This is a genomic window from Fictibacillus barbaricus (genome assembly GCF_031457135.1).
GTDB lineage: Bacteria > Bacillota > Bacilli > Bacillales > Fictibacillaceae > Fictibacillus > Fictibacillus barbaricus_A.
Genome location: NZ_JAVDWA010000001.1, coordinates 673077 through 689048 on the forward strand (window position 1 = coordinate 673077; position 15972 = coordinate 689048).

At 38.9% G+C, this 15972-nt stretch carries 19 protein-coding genes; 13 read left to right on the forward strand and 6 right to left on the reverse strand.

The window, feature by feature from the left end; all coding sequences use genetic code 11:
* Positions 1-89 precede the first annotated feature (89 nt).
* From J2X07_RS03675 to J2X07_RS03700, 6 genes are all read left to right on the forward strand, one after another.
* Complete coding sequence (locus J2X07_RS03675) at positions 90-428, forward strand: LapA family protein (protein ID WP_310256541.1); 339 nt, start codon at positions 90-92, stop codon at positions 426-428.
* Positions 429-715: 287 nt separating this feature from the next.
* Positions 716-1744, forward strand: coding sequence for a phosphotransferase enzyme family protein (locus tag J2X07_RS03680; RefSeq protein WP_310256544.1), 1029 nt, complete (start codon positions 716-718; stop codon positions 1742-1744).
* Positions 1745-2010: 266 nt separating this feature from the next.
* On the forward strand, positions 2011-2613 hold the full coding sequence (locus J2X07_RS03685; RefSeq protein WP_310256547.1) for a biotin transporter BioY: 603 nt from the start codon (positions 2011-2013) through the stop codon (positions 2611-2613).
* A 15-nt stretch (positions 2614-2628) separates the two neighbouring features.
* On the forward strand, positions 2629-3615 hold the full coding sequence (gene bioB / locus J2X07_RS03690) for a biotin synthase BioB (protein WP_310256550.1): 987 nt from the start codon (positions 2629-2631) through the stop codon (positions 3613-3615).
* A 91-nt stretch (positions 3616-3706) separates the two neighbouring features.
* A complete protein-coding gene (locus J2X07_RS03695) occupies positions 3707-4546 on the forward strand; it encodes a mechanosensitive ion channel family protein (RefSeq protein ID WP_310256553.1) in 840 nt (279 codons plus the stop codon).
* A gap of 222 nt (positions 4547-4768) precedes the next feature.
* Positions 4769-4933, forward strand: a complete 165-nt coding sequence (locus J2X07_RS03700; protein ID WP_310256555.1) for a Fur-regulated basic protein FbpA — start codon at positions 4769-4771, stop codon at positions 4931-4933.
* Positions 4934-5088: 155 nt separating this feature from the next.
* On the opposite strand, the gene J2X07_RS03705 is transcribed toward J2X07_RS03700, so the two are convergent.
* Together J2X07_RS03705 and J2X07_RS03710 are read right to left on the reverse strand one after the other, a co-directional pair.
* On the reverse strand, positions 5089-5442 hold the full coding sequence (locus J2X07_RS03705) for a DUF2512 family protein (protein ID WP_310256557.1): 354 nt from the start codon (positions 5440-5442) through the stop codon (positions 5089-5091).
* Positions 5443-5456: 14 nt separating this feature from the next.
* On the reverse strand, positions 5457-5609 hold the full coding sequence (locus J2X07_RS03710; RefSeq protein WP_310256559.1) for a hypothetical protein: 153 nt from the start codon (positions 5607-5609) through the stop codon (positions 5457-5459).
* Positions 5610-5776: 167 nt separating this feature from the next.
* Between J2X07_RS03710 and J2X07_RS03715 the strand changes: the two genes are divergently transcribed.
* From J2X07_RS03715 to J2X07_RS03735, 5 genes are all read left to right on the forward strand, one after another.
* Complete coding sequence (locus J2X07_RS03715; protein ID WP_310256561.1) at positions 5777-6010, forward strand: hypothetical protein; 234 nt, start codon at positions 5777-5779, stop codon at positions 6008-6010.
* 561 nt (positions 6011-6571) lie between these two features.
* A complete protein-coding gene (locus tag J2X07_RS03720; RefSeq protein WP_310256564.1) occupies positions 6572-7354 on the forward strand; it encodes a Nif3-like dinuclear metal center hexameric protein in 783 nt (260 codons plus the stop codon).
* Positions 7347-7889, forward strand: coding sequence for a hypothetical protein (locus J2X07_RS03725; RefSeq protein ID WP_310256567.1), 543 nt, complete (start codon positions 7347-7349; stop codon positions 7887-7889). The genes J2X07_RS03720 and J2X07_RS03725 overlap by 8 nt, the downstream gene beginning before the upstream one ends.
* A gap of 186 nt (positions 7890-8075) precedes the next feature.
* A complete protein-coding gene (locus tag J2X07_RS03730; RefSeq protein WP_310256570.1) occupies positions 8076-8642 on the forward strand; it encodes a tyrosine-type recombinase/integrase in 567 nt (188 codons plus the stop codon).
* A 100-nt stretch (positions 8643-8742) separates the two neighbouring features.
* On the forward strand, positions 8743-9654 hold the full coding sequence (locus tag J2X07_RS03735) for a YitT family protein (protein WP_396193561.1): 912 nt from the start codon (positions 8743-8745) through the stop codon (positions 9652-9654).
* A gap of 48 nt (positions 9655-9702) precedes the next feature.
* Here J2X07_RS03735 and J2X07_RS03740 read toward each other — a convergent pair whose 3' ends face one another.
* Both J2X07_RS03740 and J2X07_RS03745 read right to left on the reverse strand, forming a co-directional pair.
* A complete protein-coding gene (locus tag J2X07_RS03740) occupies positions 9703-10230 on the reverse strand; it encodes an HAD-IIIA family hydrolase (protein ID WP_310256573.1) in 528 nt (175 codons plus the stop codon).
* A gap of 16 nt (positions 10231-10246) precedes the next feature.
* On the reverse strand, positions 10247-10675 hold the full coding sequence (locus J2X07_RS03745; protein WP_310256574.1) for a PH domain-containing protein: 429 nt from the start codon (positions 10673-10675) through the stop codon (positions 10247-10249).
* A gap of 100 nt (positions 10676-10775) precedes the next feature.
* Between J2X07_RS03745 and J2X07_RS03750 the strand changes: the two genes are divergently transcribed.
* Positions 10776-11384 carry a histidine phosphatase family protein gene (locus J2X07_RS03750; protein ID WP_310257391.1) on the forward strand — a complete coding sequence of 203 codons (609 nt, stop codon included), beginning with the start codon at positions 10776-10778 and terminating at the stop codon, positions 11382-11384.
* A 105-nt stretch (positions 11385-11489) separates the two neighbouring features.
* The gene (locus J2X07_RS03755; protein WP_310256577.1) at positions 11490-13175 is read left to right on the forward strand and encodes a hypothetical protein; all 1686 of its coding nucleotides are present in this window, start codon (positions 11490-11492) and stop codon (positions 13173-13175) included.
* A 223-nt stretch (positions 13176-13398) separates the two neighbouring features.
* Here J2X07_RS03755 and J2X07_RS03760 read toward each other — a convergent pair whose 3' ends face one another.
* Positions 13399-14433: an NlpC/P60 family protein gene (locus J2X07_RS03760; RefSeq protein ID WP_396193585.1), complete on the reverse strand. Its 1035-nt coding sequence runs from the start codon at positions 14431-14433 to the stop codon at positions 13399-13401.
* A 202-nt stretch (positions 14434-14635) separates the two neighbouring features.
* On the reverse strand, positions 14636-15883 hold the full coding sequence (locus J2X07_RS19955) for a site-2 protease family protein (RefSeq protein WP_396193562.1): 1248 nt from the start codon (positions 15881-15883) through the stop codon (positions 14636-14638).
* Positions 15884-15972: the final 89 nt, after the last annotated feature.

The following is a 15972-nucleotide window of genomic DNA, read 5'->3' on the forward strand; positions in this document are numbered from 1 at the left end:
AAGAACGAACTCAAATCCAAAAAAATATTTTTATGTATTCTGGTAAAAAATTTAACATTACGGGAATACATAACAATGAGGTGATTACTATGAAAATGCAATTGTACTTAATTTTTGGATTTATTTTTACACTTGTGATCGCAACGTTTGCTGTTATCAATGGTGGTGATGTTGAAATCAATTACCTTTTTGGAACTGCAAAATGGCCGCTGGTGCTTGTGATCTTAGGCTCAGCAGGTATTGGAGGATTGACGGTGGGGCTGTTTAGTTTAATGAAAATTATTCAGCTGCAAAGACAAATCAGAAAGCTTCACGGACTTCATAATGAAAGAGCTGATCTGAGACATGATGATCAGACAGTTGTAGTGAATGAGCGCAGAAACGACACAGAGTCAGTTGGTTCGAGAGTGGAAGAAAGACAGCATTAATAAAGTAGAAGAGATGCCCTGTGCCAATGGGGTATCTTTTTTTTTGCGGGCTGAGGATATTTCAAAATTGAAGAAAGAATTTATTGACCACTGATCCAGCATAATAGGCATAGTTGCCGGGATGCGAGTTTAGTCAATAATCCAACAGAAAAGTGTAATAATTCACCGAGTTTTATCCATAAAGTCCCGAGTCGACAAAAGTTGACACAGTCCCTATGAACAAAAAGGAATTTCGCTAGTTTTAAAGAATTATTGTATCTGAAAAGAACGTAGAAAAGGTGAGTACTTTGATTAAAGATATATATTTTCTAACACAAGCGGCCGCTTTATATGGAACAATACCTGAAAAATTACAGCCCATTAATGAAGGATTTCAAAACAAAATCTATCAATTTTCAAAAAATAACACTAAATGGATATTAAGAATTACAACAGGAAAACATAAATCGCACAATTTGATCCAAGGCGAGCTTGATTACATCCTATTTCTAAAGAGGTGCGGCCTTTCGGTAAGTGAACCCGTTTTATCAATAAAAGGGAACCTGATTGAGAAAATACAATGCAATGGGGAATCCTATTATTGCTCAGCATTTGTAAAAGCAGAAGGCGGACACATTCGTGTTCAAGATCCTGCTCAATGGAACGCGTCCTTGTTTAAAAGTTGGGGAGAATTGCTTGGCCGTATACATAAGGCTGGAAAACAATATGAAATTGAATTAAAAGATTCTCAAGTAAAAAGACCTCGGTGGAGTGAAGAGCATCCATATAACCATGAGCTTTTTTTGAAAGTGAAACCTGGTGCTGTGAAAGATAAGTATGAATCCGTTGTTTCTGCACTACGTACATTCACGATGGACGCAAATCATTTTGGGCTGATACATAACGATTACCACCAAGGTAATATTTTTGTTAAGGATGGAACGATTACGGTATTTGATTTTGATGATTGTTGTTATTTTTGGTTCGCATATGATATTGCGGCTGCTTTTTATCATGCGTATTGGCAGCATACTTCTTATAATGAAGCTGATCTAACATTTGACCAGACGTTTCTTGTTCCTTTTATGAAGGGCTATGCTGAAGGGAATACCTTAACAGAAGAAATTATCGATCAGGTACCCCTTTTTCTAAAATTAAGAGAATTGTTTTTATATCAGCTTTTTCACAAAGTGTGGGATATAAATCAGCTCGAGGACTGGCAAGCATATACGATCAATAACCTGGAGAAAAACATTGAAACAAATACCGTTTATGCAGGTTTAGATGAAAATCGAATACTCCAAATTAAAAAAGCATTAAACGTATTCGATAAATAAGACTCAAAAGGGGCTTCGCGAAGCCCCTTTTGAGTCTTATTTTTGTTTTGTCTGGAGCCGGAAACCCAAACGAGTTTATGAAGTAGCTCTATATGGAGCATCTGTACCTAACAGGAAACTGAAACCGCAGTGGGAAATAAATTGTTGGGGGTCAGTCCCCTTTATATATGTTAACCTGTTTTTTTTTTCGAGTTGACGAAAATAAAAACCTCCGCTACTCTTAAATGGTAAACAGTTTTATACATATTAATGGAGGTTCATTTAAGATGACAACAAGAAAAAAGGGGTTAAAAACGATTGATCTAACACTGATTGGGATGTTTGTGGCATTGATGGCGATCGGCGCAAACATTACGAACATCTTTCCGTTCATGGTCGTTGGAGGAGTACCGATCACCTTGCAGACGTTTTTCTGTATTTTAGCAGGTGCATTACTAGGAAGCCGCTTAGGCGCAATTGCGATGAGTGTTTATGTAGTGGTTGGATTAGTTGGAGCACCAGTTTTTGCACATTTCAAAGGCGGATTTGCGACAGTTGTTAGTCCAACTTTCGGGTTTTTATTATCTTTCATTTTAGTCGCTTATGTAACGGGTCTTATGATTGAAAAGAACGATAGCAAAGCATCCTATATAGTTGCGGCGCTCACAGGGATGATTATTAATTATGTAATCGGAACAAATTTGATGTTTTGGGCTTATAAAATGTGGGCTGAAGCACCCGCAGGTTTTACTTACAAAATGGCGTGGACTTGGATGATGGTTCCACTTCCAAAAGACATCCTATTAGCTGTTTGTGCTGGAGTGATTGCACCAAGAATCAACATGGCTAGACGCAAGACTATGTCACATCACACAAAACATGCATCATAAAAGGGAGGAGATACTATGATTTGGAATCTGTTGGCGGAAAAGGTACTTGCGGGAAATGAAATCACTGACGATGAGGCACATTCTATATTGGATTGTCCTGATGAAGACTTGCTTTTGCTCTTGCACGGGGCTTACCAGATTCGGAAGCATTACTTTGGAAATAAAGTGAAACTGAACATGATCATCAACACGAAGTCAGGTGCTTGCCCAGAAAACTGCGGATATTGCTCACAGTCCATTGTTTCTACAGCTCCGATCGAAACGTATAGAATGATGGACAAAGAAGAAATCGTAAAAGGGGCAGAGCAAGCCTATAACTTAAACGTAGGTACATATTGCATCGTGGCGAGTGGCCGAGGACCTACAAACCGTGATGTCGACAAAGTTGTAGAAGCCGTAAAAGAAATCAAGGATACATATGGAATGAAAGTATGTGCTTGCTTAGGAATATTAAAGCCAGAACAAGCAGCACGATTAAAAGAGGCCGGAGTAGACAGATATAATCATAACTTGAACACATCTGCTAGAAATCATGAAAACATTACCACTTCTCATACGTATGATGACCGAGTGAATACAGTCAATGTGGTAAAAGAGAGCGGCATCTCGCCTTGTTCAGGAGTTATCGTTGGAATGAAGGAAACGAAGCAGGACGTGATCGACATGGCAAGAAGTCTGAAAGTGCTTGATGCGGATTCGATTCCAGTGAACTTTTTGCATGCAATCGATGGAACACCTCTTGAAGGAACGGATGATCTGGATCCGCGATATTGCTTGAAAGTTCTAGCGTTATTCCGTTATATCAATCCTACAAAAGAGATCCGAATTTCCGGCGGACGTGAAGTGAATTTGAGAAGCCTTCAGCCATTTGGACTTTATGCGGCTAACTCGATTTTCGTAGGAGACTACTTAACAACCGCTGGCCAAGAATCAACCGCTGACCATAAAATGCTGGAAGATATGGGATTTGAGATCGACAGAACGCCAGTAACAGCACAATAAAATAAGTAAGCTATCAAGCTATCATTTGAAAAGCCACTCTCAGTCTTGTTACAATAGAAACTATTCTATTTGTGCAACGGGAGTGGTTTTTTTGGAGAAATGGCTGGAAAAAATAAATTGGGCTGAATTGCTGCTGCATGCAGGAATTTGGGCTGGAAAGTTTTTATTAATTATTATTCTCTTTTTGATTGTTAGATCGATTGGCCGAAGTGTGATCAACCAAATGTTCAGCAGGGCGGCGACACACAGAAAAATGCCGAGCGGACGTGTGATTACTTTGCAAAAACTTGTCATCAACATGTTTTCGTATGTTTTAATCTTTGTTTTTGCGGGGATTGTTTTTAAGCAGTTCGGACTTGAAATCGGGACATTGATTGCCGGAGCAGGAGTTGTCGGGCTGGCAGTCGGTTTTGGTGCACAAGGACTCGTAAGTGATGTGGTTACAGGATTCTTTATCCTTTTAGAAAAACAGATGGATGTTGGGGATTATGTGACAATTGGCGGTGTAGACGGGATCATTGAGGAAGTTGGACTTAGAACAACGCATATCCGATCATTTGACGGTACGCTTAACTTTATGCCAAACCGTGAGATCAGCACGCTAGCCAACCATTCACGCGGAAATATGCGAGCGCTTGTGGATATTGGAATTGCTTATGAAGAGGATATTGATACAGCGATTCAAGTACTGCAAGAAGCTTGTGACAAAGTAAAAGCAAACAACGAAAATATTATGGAAGGTCCAAGCGTTCTTGGCGTCCAAACACTAGGGGCATCGGATGTAGTAATCCGCATTATTTCAAAAACTAAGAACGGGGAACAATGGGCAGTCGAACGCCAGCTGCGTCAAGCCTTAAAAGAAGCACTTGATGCAAATAATATTGAAATTCCATATCCTCACCAAGTTGAAGTGAGAAAAATAGAGAAATAACAAGGAACTTGAGGGCTTTGCTCCTCAAGTTTTTTTATCTCGCTATAAGAATTTACGGTTAAAATCCACTTAGTAATTATTGACATTTATAGAAAATAAGCGTAAGGTGGACACATAAACAAATCTCTAAATATTTTTAATTTCGTTTAAACACTTAGCGTGTTTTTTCTTATGATTTTGCGGGTAAGAATAGTTGAAGAGATTTTTCAGGAGGGATTGAACGTGTCAGGCGACCATCAAAAAAGGGATAACCTTATCGCAAACTTATTGATGCATAATATATACAAGACAAAAGATGGCCGGCAGCTGTACGAACTTACTTTAGAAGATCTGGAACAACAGTATCAGGATATTCTTTCACCAGCTGCACAGGAAAAAACAACTTGAATCAATAAAAGAATGGCAAACTGACTCATGGAGGTTGCAATGCGGCCTAGAAGGGTCAGTTTTTTATTTGTAATTGATTTCGAGTCTGGAACCAAACAAAAACAGAATCCGATCCAACAAACGAGAGACCAACCCTTTATCGGGCTAGCCTCTTTTTAACGATAAGAATGATCCAGATGATCCGATATGAGATGTTTATGAACCATAGCCTCCATACCGGTAATGATGAGAGCTGTTAAGAATGAACCCCATAATGAGATCTGTACTGCCGGGAGTATGAGAGCCAATAAGTAAACAAGGACGAATGTTGCTGCAAAATCAATAAATAACTGTTTTCCATAAGTAATGCGAGGAATAATAATATATTCCATGATTACCCCGATTGGTGCCAATATCACTGTAAACCAGATAATTGGATAGACAAGCTTGAAGTCTACACTATTAAATAAAAAATTACATAGGACAAGAATTAGTGGGATGCCTATGATTTTTATCATTAAGCTCTGCAAAAATATTCACTCCTTTACAAGTTGTTATTTTGTTGACTGATTTCGCCTTCGTTTAAATATTGATTAGCAGCTTCTTGCGCTTTATGGGAATCAACAGAGTCTCCGCGGTATGTATCAGATCGTTTGAGTCCGGGAATTTGTTTTTTTTCACGTTTTTCTTCTGTCACATGAATCGCCTCCTTGCATGAAAGTTATGATTCCATATCTTTATCAGAATGAACGTTCCATCGTTCTTTTATACGTTTTTTCAAAAGTTCTTTGATGAAAGTGTCATAAAATTTGTAAAGTCCGGGTATTACTTTTTGTAAGATAGTTTGAATAGGAGGCAGGAGGTATGGAGTATTCGCTGTACAAAAAAGACGGAAAGTTTCCATGTGATGTGACGGTCGATTATGAGAACATGGTCTTTACAATTCGGGACAGCGACACGACTGGAGAGGTGTTTAACAGTGCCAGTGAAGTTGCCAGTTGGATCAGGCAGCATTGGAAAGTTGAACAATTTCAGCAGCCTGATGATTATTATGACTTAATGAAGCATCTTGAATCCACTCTAAAAGAGGAAGTTTAAATAAAGGAGGATGTTTCCGTATTTTTGTTGCTCTTAGGAGTGGTTGATTTCCATTTCAGGATACTCGCTTTCCGCGGGGTGTGCGGTGAGCCTCCCTGGAGCTTTGCACCTGTGGGGTCTCACCTGTCACCCTGATCCCGCAGGAGTCTCGCATCTTCCACTCCAATCAACTAATCATTGAAGTCTTTTTCCATATATGAATCAAAGGCAACAATTTTTAGATAGGATAAAGAAAGATCAGGATTAAGTTTTCCTGGTCTTTTTTTGATGGCTGTTTTCGCATTCATTGGTGTTTTTTTAAAGCTGTTAGCAGTTTTTTTTCCGTTCCATGTTGCTCACTTTCCGCTGGGCGTGCGGTGAGCCCATTCGTCGCATAGCGCCATTGAATGGTCTCACCTCCACTCCAATCAACTTGTCATGGGAGTCAAATGATATCAATGCCTGAAGCTACAATCTTAAAGAAAAACTGGCCACATGATTAATAACCTTGTAATCGCACCATAGTTTTTTATGGAAAATGATGGCATAATCTAAGGAGATGATCATAAAGGGGGAAAGAAGATGAAAACAAGTGAATTTGAGCAGCTGACAACAACTTTATTTGGTGAATGGCTTTCTATCTTTAATGATGAGGGAGAGTACGGCTTTACGCATCGAGTCGAAAAGGAGATTAACCGAATTGCTTATGCTACAAATCTGACTCCTGAAACGGTTGAGAAAGCTGTGAAGGCAAACGCAGACCTTTTACTTACCCATCATGATGCGTGGGACTTTCTCTATGGAATGAGAGAGGTTTGTGTATCGGAATTAGAAAGGCATGGAATCTCTCATTACTTTAATCATTCACCGCTCGACTTTGTGAAGTTCGGAACGTGCACGGCCCTATTTGAACAAATTCAAATTGATGAAATAACGAGTTACTCCACTTGTACAGAAAATAAAGATTATCCAGGAATCGGGATATTCGAAAGAGGTATTACTTTTTCTGAGCTAAAAGGACGACTTGAAAAAGCTTTGAACGAACCAGTCGGAGCATGGCAGAATCATGGCCGTCCTGTAAAGAAAGTTGCGATTTTAACAGGAGCAGGAAACAATAGTGCTTTGATTAAATATGCGATGGAACAAGGCTGTGATGCATTTATCACAGGGGAGAAAACACTGTATTCAGTGCAGTATGCAAACTTCGCAGGCGTTAATCTATACGTTGGAAGCCATACCTTTACGGAAATATTTGGTGTGGAAAATTTCGCTAAAAAAGTGCAGGAGGCATATCCCGAGACGGAATTGGTTTTAATTAAAGAGAAGCATTTAGAAGCCGCTGATAAAAAATGCCTCATTGGCTAAAGCTTTTTTAGGTCTGTTTGTCGCTAGTATCGCCTGTTTTGTCATATATGGTGTCTTGAATTTTCACACCACCTGGGAAGGGGCTTATCAGGAGCTCGCTTGCTCAAAGGAAAAAACTTGTATCACTCTCCGTGATCAACGGTATGTTCTGCTGATTAATGAAAGAGGGGATCTTTCATTAGCTATTACAAAAATCATTTATCCGTTTGGGTTATATGAGGATTTCAAAGTTTATCCGACAGAAATGAATTCCCATGATAAACTTCCTGAAAATGGTGTTTCTTATACGTCGATCTCAGCTTCAGGGGAACTTATTTTTGGACTCACAAACCGAACTGACATTTCTTTTATGGTTTCCGTTCCTGACTTGAGTTTTTCTGATCAAGACTATTTTAAAAATGAAGCGATGCCATTAGTTTCAATAAACAATCAAAAGAAATTTTGGTACAGCTATGAACCATCTCAAAAAGGAAAGCAGCCAGTACACATACAGTTTTTGAATCAACAAAAAGAAAAAGTAAACGTTTGGGAATGAATAAAAGCCTCCAATAAAAGGGGCTTTTTTTCTATGAAAAGGAAGAATGGCGTATTTAATTCAGGGGAATATATGAATTGATATGTTGATATGGACTCCATTTACTTTTATAAGCATATTATTTTTATGTTACATAATATAGTGTTATAATAGGGTTAAGTAACATAGTTTAAGGTGATGATCCTGATGGAATATGTGGAAGCATTAAGGGATATTAAGCAGATCAATGCGATAAAACGCTATTTAAAAAAACAATCAGAACGGGACTATGTTCTTTTTGTGTTTGGCATTAATACAGGGTTAAAGATTACTGAAATTCTTTCAATTAAAGTAGAAGATGTTATGGCTGAGGATTTCATGATTAAAACATTTTATTGCCTATCTTCCAAGGATGCTGAAACCCAAAAGGATATTTATTTAAACGAAACCGTTCGTAAAATTCTTCAGCATTATATTCTTACTTCTGATTTAAAGTGTGAGGACTACTTGTTTTCATCAAGAAAAACGAGATTGCCTATTTCGCGCCAGCAAGCTTACCGAATCATTCACCAAGCTGCTGAAGAGGTAGGAATCAAAGAGAAGATCGGTACAAACTCCATGCGCAAAACGTTTGGGTTTCATGCGTATAAGCGCGGCGTCGCGATCTCACTTCTGCAGAAACACTTTAGTCACTCCAGTCCATCAGAAACATTAAAATATTTAGGCATTGCTAAAACAGAAAAGATAAAAACAGAAATTGATGTCAGACTATGATCCATTCCTTAATATGATCCATTCCTTAATGTGTAACAAAAATGCGTTAAAGGAGGAGTTAGTGTGAACATGAAAGAAAAGACTGTAAGAGGGGGAATAAATGATGACTGATGAAGCACAGGTCAATGAAGGAATGTTAGAGCAGCTGACGAGACAGCACCGCAAATTAACAAAAGGAAAGCTTGCGATACGTGCCGTATTAATTACGTTCGGAGCTATTTTAATGGCAGTGGGCCTTGAAATCTTTTTAATTCCAAACCATGTTATTGATGGGGGAATAACAGGTATATCCATCATGCTTTCTCATGTAACAGGAGCTAAGCTGGGGATCTTCCTCTTTCTATTCAACCTTCCTTTTATTTATATGGGTTACAAACAGATTGGTAAAACATTTGCATTTTCAACTTTATATGGCATTATTGTTCTTTCATTTGCAACTTCATTTTTACATCCAGTACCTGCATTTACGGAAGACTTGCTTCTTGCTACAGTATTTGGAGGCATTTTTATAGGTGTTGGAATTGGAATGGTAATCCGAAGCGGTGGTTCGCTAGACGGAACAGAAATATTGGCTATTCTTTCAAACTCGAGAATTCCTTTTTCCGTCGGTGAAATTATTATGTTTTTTAACATCTTTATTTTAGGAGCAGCTGGTTTCGTGTTCTCCTGGGACCGTGCGATGTATTCATTAATCGCTTATTTCATTGCTTATAAAACAATCGATGTAACAATAACAGGATTGGAAGAGTCCAAATCAGCTTGGATCATTAGTGATAGTCATGAAGAAATTGGTGAGGCGATTCTTCACAGACTTGGAAGAGGCGTTACGTATTTAAAAGGAAAAGGCGCTTATACCGGTGATGATAAAGGAGTCGTTTTCTGCGTCATTACTCGTCTGGAAGAAGCTAAACTAAAAGATATTGTGGATGAATTCGATACGAGTGCCTTCCTCGCGATCGCGGATATTGCTGAAGTAAAAGGCGGCCGATTTAAGAAAAAAGGAATTCATTAATAAACTCAAAAAAAGCCTGTTAAAGGGCTTTTTTTAATGGATCATTATTTAAACTTTTACTGCTTTTAATAGCCATTCAACAGCGTCCGCAATATGATCTGCCACGTAATCTGGCGGTACTGTAGAGCGATGATGATTTTCTTCCAAGGCTTTTTTTCCGGAACCAGTTAAAACCAACACGGCCGTACAGCCAGCATTTTTTGCTGCCTCAATATCAGTCCAGCGGTCTCCAATTACGGCACATTGATTTAAATCAATGTTATGATCCGCCGAGGCTTTTTCAAGCATTCCCGTTCCTGGTTTTCGGCAAATACACCCTTCGCGGTGATGATGGGGACATAGATAAACACCATCCAATCCAAATCCGTTCAGTTCTTTTATGAAGTCTTCCTCTGCCGCTTCGCCTCTGCTGATGCCAGGCTGGTTCGTGAAAGAAAAAACGCGTATTCCCTGGTTTTGCAGTTGTTCAATGGCTTTCGCTGTATATGGAAATAGTTTCAGTTCACCTGGATATTCGATATGTTCGGATCCGCCGATCGTACCGTCGCGATCCAAAAATACTGCTTGTAAAAGCATATCATTCACCTCTGCGTTATTTATCTATCACGATCGATGCGTTTGGACACTTTTTAGCTAACAGCGTAAGGAATTTATCACGGTCTTTTGGTGAAATCAATGCCATACCGAATACATGTAGAATCTCGATTCTCTTAAGTGACAATGCAGGACTAGAAATCGGATTTCGCGATTTTCGGGCAGATTTAATTTCATAATAATGAATTTTCTTTCGAATAGGTCCTGAACGAATAATCAGTTCCTTATCATCTAATACATAATAAGTGGTTTTCATTAGCCATATAAACAGACCACTGAAGAAAACGGCAAGAAGTACTGTAACCAAAGCTTGGTTCATACTAGCATCACCTTTTAAAACAGGAACTAATGCACTGCCGAAGCTGATTGCCAAAGCACCAAAAATGAGTATCACCAGCCAAAGGTCAATTTTCGATTGAAATTTCATGATTATCACCTCTAACGAAAAATTACTTGCGTTCTATATTTCCATTATATAGTAAAATGGTGTATGGATGGTAATAGAGAAAAAGAAATGGGGAGATATTTTGCAAATCTTATTGATTAGACATGGAGAATCAGAGGCTGATATTTTACAGGTTCATGAAGGAAGAGCAGACTTTGAATTGACAGATAGAGGAAGAAAGCAAGTTAGAGCAATGGCTGAAAAAGTAAAAAAAGATTTTTTGCCGGAAATTATTTATGCAAGTACATTGAAAAGAGCCCGTGAAACAGCCACGGTCTTGTCTGAAGTAACAGGAGTTCCCTTACAGCTGGAAGAAGAACTCATGGAATATAACAATGGTGTACAGGCAGGGCTTGCATTTGAAGAAGCAAAAAAGTATCCTCGTCCTGTTCACCTGCATGATCGATATGAAGAAGGTGAATCCCATATCGAGTTTTGCATGAGAATTGAAACGATCTTTTCCAAAATATTAGCAGCATCAACACAAAAGCGAATTGCAATCGTTGCCCACGGCGGGGTGATCAATTGCTTATTACGATCTTTTTTTCATATGCCTATTTCACAAGACTTTTATTTTTTAAATGGCGATACAGGGATTAGTTTGCTGGAGATAAAAGAATACAGAAAGGTAGTCCATTTCCTCAATAATACGAGTCATCTTGATGCAGATGAAGTGCTTAAGTCTTTTTAAGCTCTTTTTCTGTTCTGCATAATGAAGCGTCAATAGAAGATGGAACTTTTTGTATGATTCTTCGTATGAATGATAAGAAAGAAAATTGATTAAAGGGGATTTTAAATGAACATCTTTTTGTTTTCTATTATTGTTGGAATTGTTTCGGCGTTAATCATTTCGCCGTACTCCATCCATAAAAGCAAAAAATCTACCAAGAAAGAAAGGGAGAACAATTTACCAGCAGTTATAATTGGTACATTAATCATTACCATTCCGATTGTTTTCCTGTTTTATTACATTACAAATCTTGATCGGAATTTGTCATCATTATGGTTATTAGCGATTATTGTTACAGCGCTCGGTACGTTCTTTGCGACTGGAAAAGAGCGGATAATCAAATTAATACTGTTTGGTATTAGTGTGATCGTTGCCATCGTTTTCTTTACAGCATTCCTATTTAATGCAAATGAAAAATATGATACAGCTAAAATGAAGCAGAAGACAGAGATTGAAACGTTTGATGAAAAAGAAACGCCTGCGAGTGTCCCGCCAAAATTTGCACGGAATAAGATGAGGAAATCGTTCGGACAGGTGCCGAACACGAGTTATTATGAACTGGGGAATTTGCAGATACAAAAGGTGAAAGGAGAATATGTTTATATTGCTCCCGTTGAATTCTCAGGTTTGTTTAAATGGTGGAAGGGAGACATAACGCCTGGCTACTTTATGCTAAGTGCCACAGATTCTTCCGATAATCCCAAGTTTGTCAAACAGGAAATGGCATACACGCCATCCTCATTCTTTGGCAAAAACGTTGAAAGACACATGCGGTCCAAGTATCCACAATATATCTTTTATGGTGATCCTCAATTAGAGATCGATAATGATGGAAAACCTTTCTATATTCGCTCTTATGGACAGTTTGTTTCAGCGCGTAATGGCTTTGAAGTAAATGGCCTTGTTTTGGTGGATCCGAAGAATGGCAAAACGAGAGACTATAAAATAAAGGATGTTCCGGCGTTTGTGGACGGAGCGGTATCCCCTGAAGCAGTTAGTCTCCAAAATAGTTATTTTGGAAACTATGTACACGGGTTTTGGAATAGTGTATTTGGGAAAAAAGACGTGAAGCTGCCATCAGATGAAGGAACAGAGGCGAATGTGAGCCCGATCTTTGATGAAAATGGAGAAATGTATTATTTCACCGATTTCACAAGTCCAAAAGAAGGCGTTGATTCAATGCTTGGCTACTCGTTAACGAATGCGAGAACAGGTGAAGCGACTTATTATACTGGTAATCTAAAAGAATCGTACATGGATTCACAAGGTGCACTTCAGATCATCGAAAAGAGATTCATAGAAAAGAAATGGGATGGCGAGATGCCTGTTTTGTATAACTTTTATGGTGAAGCTAGCTGGCTGACACCTGTACTGGATTCAAACGGTTTTCTGCAAAACTATTTTATCGTTTCAGCTGCAAACCCAGAAATTTCAGCTTATGCAAATACTCCAAATGAGGCGTTGAAGCAATATAAGACTGCATTGCAAAGGGGGGGAAGCTCTGTTGATGGCAATTCGAAGGCAGAAGCTAAACAAGTAACGGGTACGGTCGTTCGAGTGTACAAAGAAAAATCAGGAGACTTTACAATCGTTTCGTTTCTTTTAGACAACCGTCAAAGTTATATCGTATCTTCTGAAAACAGCCCGCTCTCAATCTATTTAAAAGAAGGAGATCAAGTAGGAGTAAACTACTTGGATACAGGGGAAACCTTTATGCCAGTTAAAGATCTCAAAATTAAAGGATTAGAATAAGGGGGGACTGACCCCAAACCATTTATTTCCCTTCGTGTTTTTACATTTTGCTTATGTGAGTTTGCTCATTTTAGTACAGAAATAAAATGGCTTTTCAATTTCCCGCCGTTTTTTCTGATTGGATTTCCCGTACGCTTTTACGTATCCTATCATACAAAAAAGACTCAAAAGAGGACTGTATTGCCCCCTTTTGAGTCTTTTTAGATCCATCTGTTTCCGTTGTTTATTGTTCTGGCACGTATCTTCTTGCACCTGCAAACTCCACAGCATATGCTGGAGTTGAGATGGGATCGATTCGAACGGTTGATGCCGTATTCGGTGAATGGATCATCATACCTTCACCTGCATACATCGCGACATGGTGCACGCGACCTTTCCCTTCATCATAGGCAAAAAACATCAAATCACCTGGCTGCAAATCTTCTTTATTTACAATCAATCCTGCTTTTGACTGAGGACCGGAATCTCTCGGAATCGTGATGCCGTTCGCTTTATGAACGGTGTATGTGAATCCTGAACAATCGTATCCAAAACCGGAAGCCCCTGCCCACAGGTATGGAAGTCCTAAGAACTTCTTCGCTTCTTTTACAAGCTGTTCACCTGTTGCGCCAGGTATTTCGCTTTCGCTCTTATAAACCGCAGCGTCTTTTGTGTCCAGCCAGCGAACTTTCCCTTCAGGCGTTAAAACAGCGATTGAATGGTGAAGTTTGATTAAAACCGGAAGTTTTGTGTTGTAGCTCAATTCAAGGTCTTTCTTTTTGCCATTAGGGGTTTTACTCAGCCATGCTGTTGGACTCTTGATCAGTGCGAATGGTTTCCCATCTAAATGCTCAAACCGGTCAGAGGTTGTAAGCTGGCTAACTGGCATCCAGCCTGGATATCCAAGTTCATTTCGTGGAGTTGGCTGACCATAGACAGCTACTTTTACCCAATCGCCTTCCTGTTCAAGTACATGTACTTTTTGTCCATACAAAGCTTGGGTTTCCAGTTCGCCCACAAGCCAAAGCTTTTCATCATAAGACATACTAGTTGTCCAAGCTCTGAGATCTACAGGATTAGAGAGGGAAGGTGCATCCAAAGGTCTTGCAGTATTCGGACTTCCCCAGAGAGTTGCCGCGGCAACATCGACATACAGATCTTGGCCAGCAACATTCATTACTTTATTATTTTCTGCTGTGCTTTTTTCAGCAGAGACGGTGTTCGTAAACAGGCCAAACAAGAATGCTAGTGAAAATAAGACTTTGATAAAACTTCGAATCATTGGAGTCGCTCCTTTATTCTGCTATTTTTCTTCACAATTCGAGTTAAGCAGCAGAACCCCTTTTAAAAGATAGAAAGATAAGTCAAATATCCTTGAAAAAGGAAAGCGGTACTCGGACAAATGAACTAAACAGAATAAGAGTTTATGACAAAAGGAGGACTCAAAAAAACACCCCGAAAAAGTTCGGGGTGTTTTACTTTCACATGATTAGATGTCTGTTCACTTCCATAAGATGCATGCCGTAAACAAGGAACGCAGATAGTACGCCTGCTAAAAGAAGATACAAAACTAAAACAGTTATCTTCGTTTTCATATTGGCCACATAATAATTTTTTCTTTGATCGTACAGTTCTTCTGTTTTTCTCTGTTCGACCCGAATGCTGTTCTCATAAGCATCAAAGTAAGCCCGGTGATCAAAAGGTTCTAACTCTGGTATTGGTGTGATTCCGTCTGGATCATTTTCCCGGTACTGTTCAATCACATACTCTTTATTTTTTCTATCGGCATTATACTCTTCTCTTAACGTTGATAAAAAACGTTCACGCTGAATCATGACTTCTTCTTCAACGAGTACCCTGTATTTAGCCAGTTTCTTCTTATCCTGGAAAAAAGGAAATGCATAGCCTGATGGCATATTTCTTCTCAGTCTATCTTTTGCCACACGAACATCTTCCATATATGTGCCGATTATATATTCGAAGTTCGGCATATCACGATATTCATCCATTTCTTCTTTGATGACTGCAAGCTTTTGCTGCTCTGCATTAAATATTTCCAGTGTTGCCACAAGTTTATTTTGTTCAAAATCTTCACGAACTCTCTTCCACCATGTCATGATCCCGAATAGAAATATGAGAAACATGATCGGATCTGGGGATATAAACAAATAGGGAATGACAATTAACAGCCCGACAAACCAAATTTTTGTAGAAAGCACTCCAACAATTCGTCCACCGTCAAGTGGTGAAACAGGGAACAAGTTAAACAAATTGATCATTGCTCCTAGCTGTATGACAAGACCCCAAAACGGTTCACCTGTGGTTTGATATAGAAATACAGCCGGCAAAAACGAAAGTAGGCCAAACAATGGACCAGCATAGGCCACAAAAGCTTCATCTTTTGCGTTTTTAGGCAGTTCTTTCAAACCAATCGCAGCACCCATAAAAGGAATAAAGATGGCGGGTGATGTTTTTAAACCTTTTCTTTTGGCAGCAACTAAATGTCCCATTTCATGCACAAATATTAAATAGACAATCGCCACCGCGAATTTCCAGCCGAAAAAAACGGCATAAGCGCCTAATGAAAGAAACATCGAGATAAGTGTGGCGAACTTCCCAAGTTTTAATAATGTAAAAAGCCATTTTAATTTATTTAAAAAGAATAAACCAATCCCTGCTAATACGGTCCAAGTACGGGACTGGCCTCTTTTCTGTGCTTTTTCTGACATGTAAAAATCCCCCATATACTTTATCTTTCTTCTATCTTAAATGAAATACGGCTGAAGTGGAAATAAGTTTCTTAACACTTCAGGTTGGA

Bases quoted from the DNA above. Each gene is read 5' to 3' on its own strand.
- J2X07_RS03675 (WP_310256541.1), top strand. From the start codon at position 90: ATGAAAATGCAATTGTACTTAATTTTTGGATTTATTTTTACACTTGTG.
- J2X07_RS03685 (WP_310256547.1), top strand. From the start codon at position 2,011: ATGACAACAAGAAAAAAGGGGTTAAAAACGATTGATCTAACACTGATT.
- bioB (WP_310256550.1), top strand. From the start codon at position 2,629: ATGATTTGGAATCTGTTGGCGGAAAAGGTACTTGCGGGAAATGAAATC.
- J2X07_RS03715 (WP_310256561.1), top strand. From the start codon at position 5,777: ATGGAGTATTCGCTGTACAAAAAAGACGGAAAGTTTCCATGTGATGTG.
- J2X07_RS03720 (WP_310256564.1), top strand. From the start codon at position 6,572: ATGAAAACAAGTGAATTTGAGCAGCTGACAACAACTTTATTTGGTGAA.
- J2X07_RS03730 (WP_310256570.1), top strand. From the start codon at position 8,076: ATGGAATATGTGGAAGCATTAAGGGATATTAAGCAGATCAATGCGATA.
- J2X07_RS03735 (WP_396193561.1), top strand. From the start codon at position 8,743: ATGATGACTGATGAAGCACAGGTCAATGAAGGAATGTTAGAGCAGCTG.
- J2X07_RS03740 (WP_310256573.1), bottom strand. From the start codon at position 10,230: ATGCTTTTACAAGCAGTATTTTTGGATCGCGACGGTACGATCGGCGGA.
- J2X07_RS03745 (WP_310256574.1), bottom strand. From the start codon at position 10,675: ATGAAATTTCAATCGAAAATTGACCTTTGGCTGGTGATACTCATTTTT.
- J2X07_RS03755 (WP_310256577.1), top strand. From the start codon at position 11,490: ATGAACATCTTTTTGTTTTCTATTATTGTTGGAATTGTTTCGGCGTTA.
- J2X07_RS19955 (WP_396193562.1), bottom strand. From the start codon at position 15,883: ATGTCAGAAAAAGCACAGAAAAGAGGCCAGTCCCGTACTTGGACCGTA.